Origin of the sequence: Lysobacter sp. 5GHs7-4 (assembly GCF_021284765.1) — a bacterium.
Classification (GTDB): Bacteria; Pseudomonadota; Gammaproteobacteria; order Xanthomonadales; family Xanthomonadaceae; genus Lysobacter.
Genome location: NZ_CP089924.1, coordinates 41,285 through 55,065 on the forward strand (window position 1 = coordinate 41,285; position 13,781 = coordinate 55,065).

The 13,781-nt window shown below is 69.0% G+C and carries 9 protein-coding genes; 6 read left to right on the forward strand and 3 right to left on the reverse strand.

What is annotated here, in order from left to right:
* The first annotated feature begins 135 nt into the window (after nucleotides 1-135).
* The 3 genes from LVB77_RS00120 (at nucleotide 136) to hemF (ending at nucleotide 4,432) form a co-directional block, all read left to right on the forward strand.
* Nucleotides 136-2,523 carry a S9 family peptidase gene (locus LVB77_RS00120; protein WP_232908206.1) on the forward strand — a complete coding sequence of 796 codons (2,388 nt, stop codon included), beginning with the start codon at nucleotides 136-138 and terminating at the stop codon, nucleotides 2,521-2,523.
* A gap of 226 nt (nucleotides 2,524-2,749) precedes the next feature.
* Nucleotides 2,750-3,436 carry a hypothetical protein gene (locus tag LVB77_RS00125; protein ID WP_232908207.1) on the forward strand — a complete coding sequence of 229 codons (687 nt, stop codon included), beginning with the start codon at nucleotides 2,750-2,752 and terminating at the stop codon, nucleotides 3,434-3,436.
* Between the two features lie 81 nt (nucleotides 3,437-3,517).
* Nucleotides 3,518-4,432 (forward strand): oxygen-dependent coproporphyrinogen oxidase, encoded by a 915-nt coding sequence (gene hemF, locus LVB77_RS00130; protein WP_232908208.1) that lies wholly within the window; start codon nucleotides 3,518-3,520, stop codon nucleotides 4,430-4,432.
* Nucleotides 4,433-4,587: 155 nt separating this feature from the next.
* On the opposite strand, the gene LVB77_RS00135 is transcribed toward hemF, so the two are convergent.
* Nucleotides 4,588-5,070 (reverse strand): YetF domain-containing protein, encoded by a 483-nt coding sequence (locus LVB77_RS00135; RefSeq protein ID WP_232908209.1) that lies wholly within the window; start codon nucleotides 5,068-5,070, stop codon nucleotides 4,588-4,590.
* Nucleotides 5,071-5,429: 359 nt separating this feature from the next.
* The gene (gene polA, locus LVB77_RS00140) at nucleotides 5,430-8,198 is read right to left on the reverse strand and encodes a DNA polymerase I (RefSeq protein WP_232908210.1); all 2,769 of its coding nucleotides are present in this window, start codon (nucleotides 8,196-8,198) and stop codon (nucleotides 5,430-5,432) included.
* Between the two features lie 308 nt (nucleotides 8,199-8,506).
* On the opposite strand from polA, the gene LVB77_RS00145 reads away from it, so the two are divergent.
* The 3 genes from LVB77_RS00145 (at nucleotide 8,507) to LVB77_RS00155 (ending at nucleotide 11,443) form a co-directional block, all read left to right on the forward strand.
* Nucleotides 8,507-8,809 carry a DUF2782 domain-containing protein gene (locus LVB77_RS00145; protein WP_232908211.1) on the forward strand — a complete coding sequence of 101 codons (303 nt, stop codon included), beginning with the start codon at nucleotides 8,507-8,509 and terminating at the stop codon, nucleotides 8,807-8,809.
* Nucleotides 8,810-8,811: 2 nt separating this feature from the next.
* Nucleotides 8,812-9,282 carry a GNAT family N-acetyltransferase gene (locus LVB77_RS00150; protein WP_232908212.1) on the forward strand — a complete coding sequence of 157 codons (471 nt, stop codon included), beginning with the start codon at nucleotides 8,812-8,814 and terminating at the stop codon, nucleotides 9,280-9,282.
* A gap of 439 nt (nucleotides 9,283-9,721) precedes the next feature.
* Nucleotides 9,722-11,443: a hypothetical protein gene (locus LVB77_RS00155; protein WP_232908213.1), complete on the forward strand. Its 1,722-nt coding sequence runs from the start codon at nucleotides 9,722-9,724 to the stop codon at nucleotides 11,441-11,443.
* Nucleotides 11,444-11,569: 126 nt separating this feature from the next.
* Here the strand turns inward: LVB77_RS00155 and uvrD are convergent, their stop codons facing one another.
* The gene (gene uvrD / locus LVB77_RS00160; RefSeq protein ID WP_232908214.1) at nucleotides 11,570-13,747 is read right to left on the reverse strand and encodes a DNA helicase II; all 2,178 of its coding nucleotides are present in this window, start codon (nucleotides 13,745-13,747) and stop codon (nucleotides 11,570-11,572) included.
* Between the last annotated feature and the right edge of the window lie 34 nt (nucleotides 13,748-13,781).

Here is a 13,781-nt window from a genome sequence, read left to right on the forward strand (position 1 = left end):
GGGGCTAGGGGGGATTCGCTTTGGCTTTAACCCGCACCTTCGCGCACTGCAACATGCAACGGCCAAAACAAGTCAAGGCGACGCGCTCCTAGCGCCTGCTAGGCTGCGGCGGATTCCCCAAGGGATCCGCCGCCGATGCGCCACGCAACGCAGTTTCTGTTCTGCACGCTGGTCTGCTGCTCGCTCGCACCCGACACCCGCGCGCAGGGCGCGGCGCCCACGCCGATCACCCTGACCCAGGCGATGGCCGATCCGGACTGGATCGGGCCGCCGGTCGAACAGGCGTGGTGGGCCTGGGACGGGCACCGCGTGCAGTACCGGCTCAAGCGCGCGGGCGCGACGGTGCGCGACACCTGGCAACTCGACGAGCGCGCGCAGGCGCCGGCCGCGCGCGTGGACGGCGCCGCGCTGGCCGACCTCGACGCCGCCGCGCCGGTCTACGACGCGGCGCGTCAACGCATGGCCTTCGTGCGCAACGGCGACGTGTTCGTGCGCGATCTGCGCAGTGGCGCGCTGACCCAACTCACCCGCAGCCTGGACGCCGAGGCCCGGCCGCGCTGGAGTCGCGACGGCCAACTCGCTTTCAGCCGCGGCCACGACTGGTACCGCTGGAGCGCGGCCCAGGGCGTGGTCCAGGTCGCCTCGCTGAAGGCCGAGCTAGACCCCGCCGCCGCCCCCAAGCCCGACGACCTGCGCGAACGCCAGCTCGCGACCCTGCGCACCCTGCGCGACGATCGCGCCCAGCGCGAACACCAACGCGAACAAGACGAAGCCTGGCGCCGCGACGATCCCAGCCGCGCGCCGCCGCCGACCTATCTCGGCGACGGGGTCGAGATCGTCGACAGCGCCCTGTCGCCGGATGCGCGCTGGCTGCTGGCCGTGACCGAGCCCAAGGACGCCGATCGCGGGCGCCGCGGCCAGATGCCGCTGTACGTGACCGAGTCGGGCTACGAAGAATTCGAGCAGGCGCGCACCCGGGTCGGCCGCAACGCGCCGCCGCCCCAGACGCTGTGGCTGATCGAAACCGCCAACGGCCGCGTGCGCGAGATCGCCTACGCGCCCCTGCCCGGCATCGCGGAGGATCCGCTCGCCGCCATGCGCAAAGCCGCGGGACTGGCCCCGCTTAAGGGCGAGCGCGCGGTGCGCATCGGCACGGGCGGCGTGCGCCCGGAATCCGGCATCCGTTGGAGCGAAGACGGCCGGCACGCCGCGGTGCTGGTGCGCGCAGTCGACAACAAGGACCGCTGGATCGCCAGCATCGCGCCGGAGCGCGCCAGCCTGCAGCCGCGCCATCGCCTGACCGACCCGGCCTGGATCAACTGGAACTTCAACGACTTCGGCTGGACCGCCGACGGCGCGCTGTGGTTCCTGTCCGAGCACAGCGGTTACTCGCACCTCTACCTGAGCGAAGGCGACGGCCAGCCGCGCGCGCTGACGTCGGGCCGTTGGGAGGCCTCCGCCCCCAGCCTGAGCGCCGATGGGCGTCGCTTCTACTTCGTCTGCAACCGCGCCTGGCCGGGCGACTACGAGGTCTGCGCGGTCGATCGCGACGGCGGCACGGTACGCGAGATCACCGCTCTGGACGGCGTGGAGGATTTCGCGCTCTCGCCCGACGGCGGCCGCCTGGTGGTGCGTCACTCCTCCAGCCACACACCGCCGCAGCTGTCGACCCTGACCACCGACGGCAGCGGCCTGCGCGCGCTGACCGACACCCGCACGCCGGAATTCAAGCAACGCCAATGGGCGCGGCCCGAATACGTGCGGATTCCCTCCCGGCACGGCGCCGAGCCGATCTGGGGCAAGTACTACGGCCCGCACGACCCGCAGCCCGGCCGCAAGTACCCGGTGGTGGTGTTCGTGCACGGCGCCGGCTACTTGCAGAACGTGTCGGCGCGCTATCCCAACTACTTCCGCGAACAGATGTTCCATCACCTGCTGGTGCAGCAGGGCTACATCGTGCTCGACCTCGACTACCGCGCCTCGGAAGGCTACGGCCGCGACTGGCGCACCGCGATCTACCGCCAGATGGGTCACCCCGAAGTGGAGGACTACCTCGACGGCCTGGACTGGCTGGTGACGCACAAGCAGGGCGATCGCGACCGCGCCGGCATCTACGGCGGCTCCTACGGCGGCTTCGTGACCTTCATGACCCTGTTCCGCAAGCCCGGCGTGTTCAAGGCCGGCGCCGCGCTGCGTCCGCCGACCGACCTGCAGCAGTACAACCACGAATACACCTCCAACGTGCTCAACACGCCCGAGCTGGACCCGCAGGCCTACGCCAAGTCCTCGCCGATCGGCTACGCCGAAGGCCTGCAGGACCACCTGCTGATCGCCCATGGCGTGATCGACGACAACGTGTTCTACCGCGACCCGATCATGCTGGCGCAGCGTCTGATCGAACTGCGAAAGGACAAATGGGAGCTGGCCAGCTATCCGCTGGAACGCCACAGCTTCGTGCGCTCCGACAGCTGGTACGACCAGTACCGCCGCATCTATGAGCTGTTCGAGCGCACGGTGAAGTAAACCGCCGCGCGCGGCAGACGATGTCGTGGTCGGTGGAATACGAGTGGCTGGTAGTGTTCCCTGCCTTGTGGATCGACCTCATGGCCAGCGCCCGCAGCCTGCTGCGCGCGGAGCCGCCGCCTGCGTGAGCGCCATCGCGGCGCTGGCCGGGCCTCGCTCGTCCGCGCAGACGGACGGATGAAACCTCGGCGGTGCTAGCATCGCCCTGGACCGGGAAGGAACCGCCATGCACACGATCCGCCGCAGTCTTTCGCTCGCTGCTTTGCTGATGGTCTGGTCCTGGCCTGCGGCCGCGCAGGACCGCCCCGCCACCCAGCCCAGCCATCAGGAGCAGGTCGCCCTGCGCGACTTCACCACCTCGCTGATGCGCGAGGCGATCATCGGCGAGTGCCGGGCCAAGGCCTACGCCGGCATCGAGCGCATGCAGACCGCCTATGCGCAGTGGCGGGCGCCGCGGGAGGTGTCCATCGCCACCGGCCAGGTCGCCGCGCTGACGCGTTATCCCGACCTGGGCGGCAGCGCCGCCGCGCAGCGCAGCAACTTCCGCAAGCATTTCGACAAGACCCTCAAGCCCGGCATCGAGGCCAGCCCCGAGGAGGCCTGTTCGGCCGCGCTGTCCACCTTCGCCAGCGGCCTGCCGATTCCGTTCAACGGCGATACCCGCACCTCGCCGGAGCTGCGCTTCGACATCTACAAGCAGGCGATCGTGGCCGGCAGCGCGGCCAGCGGCTGCACGGAGTTCGACAGCATCGACGGCAGCGTGCTGGAAACGGCCAAGACCGATCGCGGCGTCACCGAACGCTGGCTGCTCAAGGGCTGCGGCAAGGAAGTGGCGCTGACGGTGAAGCACCAGCCTTCCGCCAATGGCGGTTCGGACTTCGTGATCTCGATGGCGCCCGTCGCCGTGCCCTGAGCGTCGCCGCTCGCCCCGCCGCATCCGGCGGTTCGCGGGAACTGCGCTGGCCGGCGCGCGCGGCCCGGTAGAATGCGCGTCATGAGCGATTTCGACCGCGTACGCGACTATCTCACCGGCCTGCAGGACCGCATCTGCGCCGCCATCGAACAGGCCGACGGCGGCGCATCCTTCGTCGAGGACGTCTGGCAGCGCGCCGAAGGCGGCGGCGGGCGCACCCGCATCCTGCGCGGCGGCCGCGTGTTCGAACAGGCCGGCATCGGCTTCTCCGACGTCTCCGGCACCCGGCTGCCGCCGTCGGCGACCGCGGCGCGGCCGGAACTGGCGGGCGCGTCCTGGCGCGCGGTGGGCGTGTCGCTGGTGTTCCACCCGCTCAACCCCTACCTGCCGACCACCCACGCCAACGTGCGCCACTTCCGCGCCATGCGCGACGGCGAAACCGTGGCCTGGTGGTTCGGCGGCGGTTTCGACCTGACCCCGTTCTACCCCTACGACGACGACGTGCGCCACTGGCACCGCACCGCGCGCGAGCTGTGCGAGCCGTTCGGCGGCGCCGAGCGCTACGCCGCGCACAAGCGCTGGTGCGACGAGTACTTCTTCCTCAAGCACCGCAACGAGACCCGCGGCGTCGGCGGCCTGTTCTTCGACGACCTGCACGGCGACTTCGAGCGCGACTTCGCCTATCAGCGCGCGGTCGGCGACGGCTTCCTCGACGCTTACCTGCCCTTGATCGAACGCCGCCGCGACACGCCCTTCGGCGAGCGCGAACGCCAGTTCCAGCTCTACCGGCGCGGCCGCTACGTCGAGTTCAACCTGGTGCTGGACCGCGGCACCCTGTTCGGCCTGCAGTCGGGCGGACGCACCGAATCGATCCTGATGAGCCTGCCGCCGCTGGTGCGCTGGGAATACGGCTATACGCCGGAGGAAGACAGCGCCGAGGCGCGTCTGGCCGAGTACCTGGTGCCGCGCGATTGGTTGGGCGAGGCATCGGCTTAGCGCCCCTCGCCGCTGCGTGCGGTCGTCGCACGCGGGTTCCACGGTCGCGGCTTACGCCGCGCCTACACGGCGCTGCGGCGCCCGCTTCGGGGTAGCTGCGGCGCAAGCCGCGACCGCGCCACCGCCATTACGACGCCAGCGCCCAGCCGCTGCGTCTAAGCCCGGTCGCCCCTGAGCAAGATCGTGATGTGCCCATTGGTCTCCAGCATCGCCAGGCCGATCTGGTCGATCTCGGCGCAGTTGTTCTCGCGCATGGCCTTGTGGAAATCGGCGCGGCTGACCAGTTCGCGCCGCAGCACCTCGCGATAGACGTGGCCGTCGCGCGCCAGCACCACCGGCACGCCCTCCAGCGCGCGCTCGATGCGGTCGCTGCGCGAGGTGAGGTAGCCCACGCCCCAGTTCAACAGCATCAGTGTCGCGGCCAGGATCAGGCCGCCGCCGACCGTGGTGTCGGTGCCGAGCAGGGCGTTCTGCACCGCGTTGCCCAGCAGCACGATCAGCAGCATGTCGAAGGAGGTGAACTGGCCCATGGTGCGCTTGCCGGACAGGCGGATCATCGCCAGCAGCACGAAGTAGACGACGCAGGCGCGGATCACGTACTGCCACCAGGGCATCGACAGTTCGAAGGCTTCGGACACGGCGCGGGCTCCCGGGCGGCAGTGGCTGCGATTGTGGCCGAGCCGCCGGCATCGCGCGCATGGGCCGCGCGCGGGCAGGAGCGCCGGCCGCGATCGGGGCGGCACGCGTTTGGGCGGCACAAATAAAAAGCCCCGCAGGCAGGGGGGGCCGGCGGGGCTGGTGGAGCGGGACCTGGGGAGGGGCCTTCGCTCCGGGGATCACTCCAGGGGAGGGAGAGATCGGCGACAGACGTTGCATCTGTCGCGACCTATATGACCACCCTGCACATGGATAGTTCGTGAAGATCGAAGTTAATAATTTGTTGGATTCAGGACCGATTCATTCTGCCAAACCCAGCAACGACGGGCTTTCCCGATTATTAATGCGCTTCGTCCCAATTATCGCCGACGCCGCTGTCGACGACGAGCGGCACCCTTAATTCGGCCGCCCCGGACATCATCGCCCCGGCCTGGGCCAGCAGGGTGTCGACGAAGCCGGCCTGGGCCTCGAACACCAGTTCGTCGTGGACCTGCAGGATCATCCGCGCCTGGCCGCCCTGCCCGGCCAGCCAGGCGTCGATGGCGATCATGGCGCGCTTGATGATGTCGGCCGCGGTGCCCTGCATGGGCGCGTTGATCGCGGCGCGTTCGGCGCCCGCGCGCAGGCCCTGGTTGGAGGCCTTGATGTTCTCCAGGTACAGGCGGCGGCCGAACACGGTCTCCACGTAACCGCGCTCGCGCGCGTCCTGGCGGGTGCGCTCCATGAAGTCGCGCACGCCCGGGTAACGGCTGAAGTACAGCGCGATGTAGTCCTGCGCCTCGCCGCGGCCGATGCCCAGCTGACGCGCCAGGCCGAAGGCGCTCATGCCGTACATCAGGCCGAAGTTGATCGCCTTGGCGGCGCGACGCTCGTTGCCGCTGACCTCGTCGATGGCCTTGCCGAACACTTCCGCCGCGGTCGCGCGGTGGATGTCGGCGCCGGACGCGAACGCGCGCAGCAGGCCTTCGTCCTCCGACAGATGCGCCATGATGCGCAGCTCGATCTGCGAGTAGTCGCAGGCGACCAGCTTGCAGCCCTCCGGCGCGACGAAGGCGCGGCGGATGCGGCGGCCGTCGTCGGTGCGGATCGGAATGTTCTGCAGGTTGGGATCGCTGGACGCCAGCCGCCCGGTGGCGGCGCCGGCTTGGTGGTAGCTGGTGTGGACGCGGCCGGTATCGGGATTGACGATCTCCGACAGCTTGTCGGTGTAGGTGCTGCGCAGCTTCGCCAGGCCGCGGTACTCCAGGATCACGCGCGGCAGCTCGTGCTGGTCGGCGATCGCCTCCAGCGCCTCTTCGTTGGTGCTGGGCTGGCCGGTCGGGGTCTTGATCACCACCGGCAGCTTGAGCTCGTCGAACAGCAGCGCCTGCAACTGCTTGGGCGAATCCAGATTGAAGGTGCGCCCGGCCAGTTCGGTGGCCTTCTGCTGGGCGGCGAGCATGCGCTTGCCCAAGTCCTGCGACTGCCGGCGCAGCTCGTCGGCGTCGATCATCACGCCGTTGGCCTCGATGCGCTCCAGCACCGGCACCAGCGGGATCTCGATCTGCCGGTACACGCGCTCCAGCGCCGGCTCGGCGGCCAGCCTGGCGCCCAGCACGCGGTGCAGGCGCAGGGTCACGTCGGCGTCCTCGGCGGCGTAGCGCGTGGCGTCGTCCAGCGCGACCTGCGAGAACGAGATCGCCTTGGCGCCCTTGCCGGTCACGTCCGAGTACTTGATCGTGTCGTAGCCCAGATACCGCTTGGCCAGCGAGTCCATGTCGTGGCGGCTGGCGGTGGCGTTGTAGACGAAGCTTTCCAACATGGTGTCGTCGGCGTAGCCGGCCACCTCGATGCCGTGGCGGCGCAGCACGTGCAGGTCGTACTTGCCGTGCTGGCCCAGCTTGCGCCGCGCCGCATCGGCGAACAGCGGCCGCAGCGCGTCCAGCACCGAGGCCAGCGGCAGCTGCGCCGGCACGCCGGGGTAGTCGTGGCCGACCGGCAGGTACCAGGCGCGGCCGGGCTCGACCGCGAAGCTCAGGCCGACCAGGCGCGCGCGCATCGGGTCCAGCGAGTCGGTTTCGCAGTCGAAGGCGAATTCGTCGGCGCCGCGCAGCGCCGTCACCAGCGCGTCCAGCTGCGCCGGCTCGGTCACCGTCTCGTACTCGCCCTTGGCCGCGAGCGCGGCGTCCGGCGCCTCCGCGGGCGCGGACGAGCGCGCGTGGCCAGCCGCGGTCGCGCGCAGGCCGGCGCGGTCGGCGGCGGCTTCGTTGTCGGGGTTGCCGGTGGCGCCTTCCAGCTCGCGCAGCGCCTGCTTGAAGCCGTAACGCGCGTACAGGCCGCGCAACGAGTCGGCGTGGCGCTCGCGCAGGGCCAGGTCGGTCGGGCCCTTATCCAAGGCCACGTCGGTCTTGATCGTCGCCAGCTGGCGGTTCAGCGGCAGACGCGCCAGCGCGGCGCGCAGGTTGTCGCCGATTTTGCCCTTGATCTGGTCGGCATGCGCGATCACGCCGTCCAGCGTGTCGTACTCGGCCAGCCACTTGGCCGCGGTCTTGGGACCGCACTTCTCCACGCCCGGGATGTTGTCGACGCTGTCGCCCATCAGCGACAGCAGGTCGATCACCTGGTTGGCGCGTACGCCGAACTTGGCGATCACGCTGTCGTCGCTGTCCATGCGGCTGCCGGTCATGGTGTTGACCAGGGCCACGCCCGGGCGCACCAGCTGGGCGAAGTCCTTGTCGCCGGTGGAGATGGTGACGTCGATCCCGTCGCCGGCGGCCTGCAGGGCCAGGGTGCCGATCACGTCGTCGGCCTCGACGCCGTCGATGCGCAGGATCGGGATGCCCAACGCCTCGACGATCTCGCACATGGGCAGCACCTGCGCGCGCAGGTCGTCCGGCATGGGCGGGCGATTGGCCTTGTACTGCGGGTCCAGGTCGTCGCGGAAGGTCTTGCCGGGCGCGTCGACCACGAAGGCCACGTAGTCCGGGCGTTCGTTCAAGGTCGCGCGCAGCATGTTGACCACGCCGAACAGCGCGCCGGTGGGTTCGCCCGCGTCGTTGCTCAGCGGCGGCAACGCATGGAAGGCACGGTAGAGATAGCTGGAGCCATCGATCAGGACGAGTCGTTTCATAGCCACGATTCTACGCCGCCAGATGAGGTAGCCGTCTGGAAGGAGCCCGGAGATCGCCGTTTCTTGCATGATTCGGATTGCATCCCACAACCCCGCCTTCCTTCGGTAGGCCGCCCCCTTAACTTAAGGGTGGCTCTTGAGGGAGCCGTCTGGAAGGAGCTCGGATATTGCCGCTTCTTGAATGATTCGGATTGCATCCCACAACCCCGCCTTCCTTCGGAAGGCCGCCCCCTTAACTTAAGGGGGCTCTTGCGGCCGCTTCACGGCCGTGGGGGGTATCCTGAGCGCCTGGATTCCGGAGAACCGCCATGCGCACCCTCACCGCATCGCTCGCCCTGCTGTCGCTCGCTGCCCTGGCCGGTTGCGCCACCATGGGCGGCGGCGGCGACCCCACCGCCGGCCTGGACGGCGCCGAAGTCACCCGCCGCGCCACCCAGGACGGCGACAGCGTCGAGGAATACCGCGTCGCCGGCCAGCTGCGCGTGGTCAAGATCACGCCCTTGCGCGGTCCGGTCTATTACCTGGTCGACAGCGACGGCGACGGCACCCTGGACAGCAGCAAGGGCGAAGGCCCGATCTCGCCGGTGCAGTACAAGCTGTTCAGCTGGTAAGCATGGCCACGATGCGCGACGCGGTGCCGCATGACGGCTCCGGCCACGACATCCGCACGCTGACCGGCGAGGACGAATTGCGCGCGGCCTGGCCGCTGGTCTCGCAGCTGCGCCCGGAGTTCGACGAGGATCGGTTCGTCGCCCAGATGCACCGCCAGATCGCCCAGGGCTGCCGCGCCACCGTGCTCTACGACGCGCAAGGCGTACCGCGCGCGTTCGCGTGCTGGCGGGTGATGGAAATGCTGGCAGTGGGCGTGCATGTGTATGTCGACGACCTGGTCACCGACCAGACCGTGCGCAGCCGCGGTTACGGCAAGGCGATGCTGGACTGGCTCAAGTTGGAAGCGCGGCGGTTGGGTTGCGCGCGCCTGCAATTGGATTCGGGCACGCAGCGGCGCGATGCGCATGCGTTCTATCTGCGCGAAGGCTTGCGCATCGAGGCCTTTCACTTCGGGATCGGCTTGGGCGAGTGAGCCGGCGGGGGCGGCGACGCGGTTCGCTGCGCTCACCGCATCCTGCCAGGGGCATTCGATGCCAGACGTGCCGCCTTCTGTGGGAGCGGCGTGAGCCGCGATAGCGCAACTTCGGCCACGACGAAATCGCGGCTCACGCCGCTCCCACAGCAAGCCGGCGCGCGTGCTTTTCCAACGTACGAACGTGTTTTAGCTCAAGCCGATTGCAAGTTGGCTCGCGTACGCGGCGATGCAACATCGCACGCATGCGCATTCGTATCCGCACAGCGACCGTTCGTCGCTAAATCCGCATCGATCTGTAACCGCGCGCACAGACCACGCATTCGCCGCTGGCCTTTCACGCACCGCGCTTGCCTTAAATCTAGCTGCCGGCGTGGAAGCGCTCGCGCCGACCTGGCCCAGACGGCCGGTTCCGATGTTCAACATGGAGGTTTCTCGAATGCACAGCATCAAGCCGCGCAGCTTGTCTGCGCTGATCGCTCTCGCGCTGGTCGCACCCGCCGCGCACGCGGCGCCCACCTGCCCCGCCAACGTCCTCGCCCAGCCGAAGACCAACCAGCTGTACGTGTTCTATCCCACCGCCAACACGCCGTTCCCGTCGATCGGCCCGTCCACCTCGGCCGCGCCGTTCAACGTCGCCGACCTGGACCCGGTGGTCGGCTCCACCGCCACGCTGCGCAACCGCATCAGCGACTTCATCGTCGACGATTACTGCGAGTTCAACGTCAAGATCAACCCCGTCACCAGCCTGCCGGCACCGACCGAACCGCGCTGGCAGATCGTCGCGGTGGGTTCCGACACCGCCGGCAGTCTGTTCGGACAGGCTCAGGCCGTGGACACCAACGATGCCGATCCGCAGGACTACGCGCGCGTGTGGGCGAAGTCGTTCAAGGACACGTACGGCGCCGCCGGCCAGCCGCTCAACGGCATCAATTCCACGCTGGAGCGCTGGTCCACCGCGATCGGCACCACCACCTCGCACGAGGCCGCGCACAACTACGGCGCCGCGCACGGCCACTCGGCGCCGCGTCCGACCGAGGACTCGCAGAACTGGCACATCATGGCGACCGGCTCCACCGGCCTGACCGGCGAGATGCGCGCCTCGCGCAACCGCCATTTCAGCGACACCGAGTACGAGATCCTCGGCCACAACGTCGGCCTCAACACCAAGACCCTGCACAACTGGGACTTCGTCAATCCCAACAACACCAACGCCAACAAGATGCGCATCAAGCTGCTCAGCACCAGCAACAGCCTGAGCATCAACTGGTGGTACAACGGCTCGGAAAGTCCGTGGCAGAACCCGACCGTCACCTACACCGGCAGCACCCAGAACTTCCAGGGCAACGTCTACTACGTGCACAACCTGGACTTCGCCAGCGCCAAGCCCTGGAGCGGCCCGACCGCCGGCGTGGTGATGCCGGCCGCGCCCTTCCATACCGGCGCCACCTTCGCCGGCAGCGCCAGCGTGATCGTATTCGACGTGCAGTTGTTCAACGGCGCCACCCTGCTGCCGCTGGCGCCGCGCCTGGCCGGTTACGACGCCGGCGACATCGACATCGCCACGGGCGCGTTCAATCTGAACTTCTTCAACACCAATCCGGCGGCCGGCCCGCTGGAGTTGTCGGAAGTGCAGATCTTCCGCTCGCCGCGCATGCTCGACATCTCGGCGATGATGCGCGACGGACGTCCGGTGGACGTGCGCGGGCAGCCGGTGGAGTTCCACTCCAGCAGCATCATCCGCAAGCAGGTCGTGGCCGAACGCCTGCAGATACCGCTGGGCAAGATGACCGACCCGCGCACGGTCGACATCGTCTACAAGCCCGAGGACTGCCCGCAGGGCGCCAAGGGCAGGCAAGGCCCCGGCGATCACGCCAGCGGCGAGATCAAGTACTGCCACAAGGGCAATGCGCTGAGCTTGTTCCCCAACACCTACACCTACCTGGTGGCCAACGTGATCGAGCCCAATGCGACCTATTGGGATCCGCGCCTGCGCAAGTTCGTGCAGGGGCCGCAGCAGAACACCATCTACTACCAGGTGGGCGGCGTGGTGCCGGACCTCAACCGCAACGGCCAGGACGATCTGATCGACATCCGCACCGGCGTGTCCAAGGACGAGGATCGCAATGGCGTGCCGGACGATGCGCGGCCGGAGCAGTGATGTGGTTGCGACGCTGAAACTGGATTAGCGCCGTAAAGCAACAGCAAATCCCCCTCAATCCCCCTTTTCCAAAGGGGGAGGCAGAAGCGGTGCGCCGGGCCTTGGGGTCCGGCGCATCGCGTCGGCTTACGCGGGTTGCAGGTTGGCGTAGGCCAGCACCAGCCACTTGCTGCCGGCGTCGTCGAAATTGACCTGCACGCGCGCGTGCGCGCCGCTGCCTTCGTAGTCGGTGACGGTGCCGGTGCCGAAACTGGGATGGCGCACCTGCGCGCCCAACCGCACCGGCGGCGCCTCGATGGGGGCGTGTCCGGCGTCGCGGCGCGGCTGATTGCCGTACACCGGGCGCGACACCTGCACCTTGGGCCGCACCTCATGCAGCAGCGACGGCGGGATTTCGCGCAGGAAGCGCGAGGGCACGCCGTACATGTCCATGCCGTGGATGCGCCGGGTTTCGGCGTAGCTCAGCACCAGCTTCTGGCGCGCGCGGGTGATGCCCACGTAAGCCAGGCGGCGCTCCTCTTCCAGGCGCCCGGACTCCTCGGTGGAGCGGTTGCTGGGGAACAGGCCTTCTTCCAGGCCGCCCAGGAACACCAGCGGAAACTCCAGGCCCTTGGCGCTGTGCAGGGTCATCAGCTGCACGCCGTCGTCGCCGGCCTGGGCCTGGCCCTCGCCGGCCTCCAGCGCGGCGTAGCTGAGGAAGGCGATCAGCTCCGGCATCGCCGCGGCATCGTCCTCGTCGCTGCGGGTGAAGCGCGAGGCCACCGAGACCAGCTCGTCGAGGTTGTCGGTGCGCGAATCGAGCTGGCCGCGCGATTCGTTGGCGTAGTGCTCGCGCAGGCCCGAACGCTGCAAGACGTGATCGATCTTCTCCGGCAGCGGCATCGACGCCAGTTCGGCTTCCAGCTCGTCGGTCAGCTTGACGAAGCCGGCCAGCGCGTTGCGCGCGCGTGCGGCCAGCACGCTCTCGCCCGCCATCCAGCGCGCGGCGACCCACAGCGGCGCGCCGTCGGCGCGCGCGCGCTTGCGCACCTCGTCCAGGGTGCGTTCGCCGATGCCGCGCGCGGGCGTGTTGACCGCACGCTCGAAGGCGGCGTCGTCGGCGCGGTTGGCGACCAGGCGCAGATAGGCCAGGGTGTCCTTGATTTCGGCGCGCTCGAAGAAGCGCTGGCCGCCGTAGACGCGGTACGGCACCTGTTCGGACAGCAACGCCTCTTCGTAGGCGCGCGACTGCGCGTTGCTGCGATACAGGATGGCGACGTCGCCGTGGCTGCCGCCGTCGCGCACCCACTGGCGCAGGCGCTCGACCACGAAGCGCGCCTCGTCCATTTCGTTGTAGGCCGCGTACAGGTCGATCGGCTCGCCCTGGCCGGTGTCGGTCCACAGCTTCTTGCCCAGGCGGTCGGGGTTGTGCGCGATCACCGCGTTGGCGGCTTCCAGGATGTTGGCGCTGGAACGGTAGTTCTGTTCCAGGCGGATGGTCTGGGCGCCGGGGAAATCGCGCAGGAAGCGCTGCACGTTCTCGACCTTGGCGCCGCGCCAGCCGTAGATGGCCTGGTCGTCGTCGCCGACCACGAACACGTGGCCGGACTCGCCGGCCAGCACTCGCACGAAGGCGTACTGGATGGCGTTGGTGTCCTGGAATTCGTCGACCAGGATTTCGCGGAAGCGGTGGCGGTAATGCGCGAGCAGGGCCGGGTTGTCGCGCAGCAGCTCGTGCGCGCGCAGCAGCAGTTCGGCGAAGTCGACCAGACCGGCGCGTTCGCAGCGCTCCTGGTAGGCCTCGTAAGCGCGGCGCATCACGTCGGCCCAGGGGTCGGCGGCCGGCTGGATGTGCTCGGGGCGGCGGCCCTCGTCCTTCTGCGCGTTGATCCACCAGGCGATCTGGCGCGGCGGGAAGCGCGCCTCGTCGACCTCCAGCGCCTGCACCACGCGCTTGACCAGGCGCAGCTGGTCGTCGCTGTCCAGCACCTGGAAGCCCTCGGGCAGTTTCGCCTCCTGCCAGTGCAGGCGCAGCAGGCGATGGGCCAGGCCGTGGAAAGTGCCGATCCACATGCCGCGCGCGCCGTTGCGCAGCTGCAGCTCGACGCGGCTGCGCATCTCGCCGGCGGCCTTGTTGGTGAAGGTCACCGCCAGGATGCCGTGGGTGGGCACGCCGAAGACTTCGTTGAGCCAGGCGATGCGGTGGGTGAGAACCCGGGTCTTGCCCGAACCGGCGCCGGCCAGGACCAGATAGTGGCCGGGGGCGGCCGATACGGCTTCGCGTTGGGCGGGATTGAGTGCGTCGAGCAGGTGCGATACGTCCATCCTAGTATTGTAACGGCCGCACCCGCGGGAACCT

Coding starts and splice junctions, on each gene's coding strand:
- LVB77_RS00150 (WP_232908212.1), top strand. CDS start 8,812: ATGGCCACGATGCGCGACGCGGTGCCGCATGACGGCTCCGGCCACGAC.
- LVB77_RS00120 (WP_232908206.1), top strand. CDS start 136: ATGCGCCACGCAACGCAGTTTCTGTTCTGCACGCTGGTCTGCTGCTCG.
- LVB77_RS00145 (WP_232908211.1), top strand. CDS start 8,507: ATGCGCACCCTCACCGCATCGCTCGCCCTGCTGTCGCTCGCTGCCCTG.
- polA (WP_232908210.1), bottom strand. CDS start 8,198: ATGAAACGACTCGTCCTGATCGATGGCTCCAGCTATCTCTACCGTGCC.
- uvrD (WP_232908214.1), bottom strand. CDS start 13,747: ATGGACGTATCGCACCTGCTCGACGCACTCAATCCCGCCCAACGCGAA.
- LVB77_RS00155 (WP_232908213.1), top strand. CDS start 9,722: ATGCACAGCATCAAGCCGCGCAGCTTGTCTGCGCTGATCGCTCTCGCG.
- LVB77_RS00125 (WP_232908207.1), top strand. CDS start 2,750: ATGCACACGATCCGCCGCAGTCTTTCGCTCGCTGCTTTGCTGATGGTC.
- hemF (WP_232908208.1), top strand. CDS start 3,518: ATGAGCGATTTCGACCGCGTACGCGACTATCTCACCGGCCTGCAGGAC.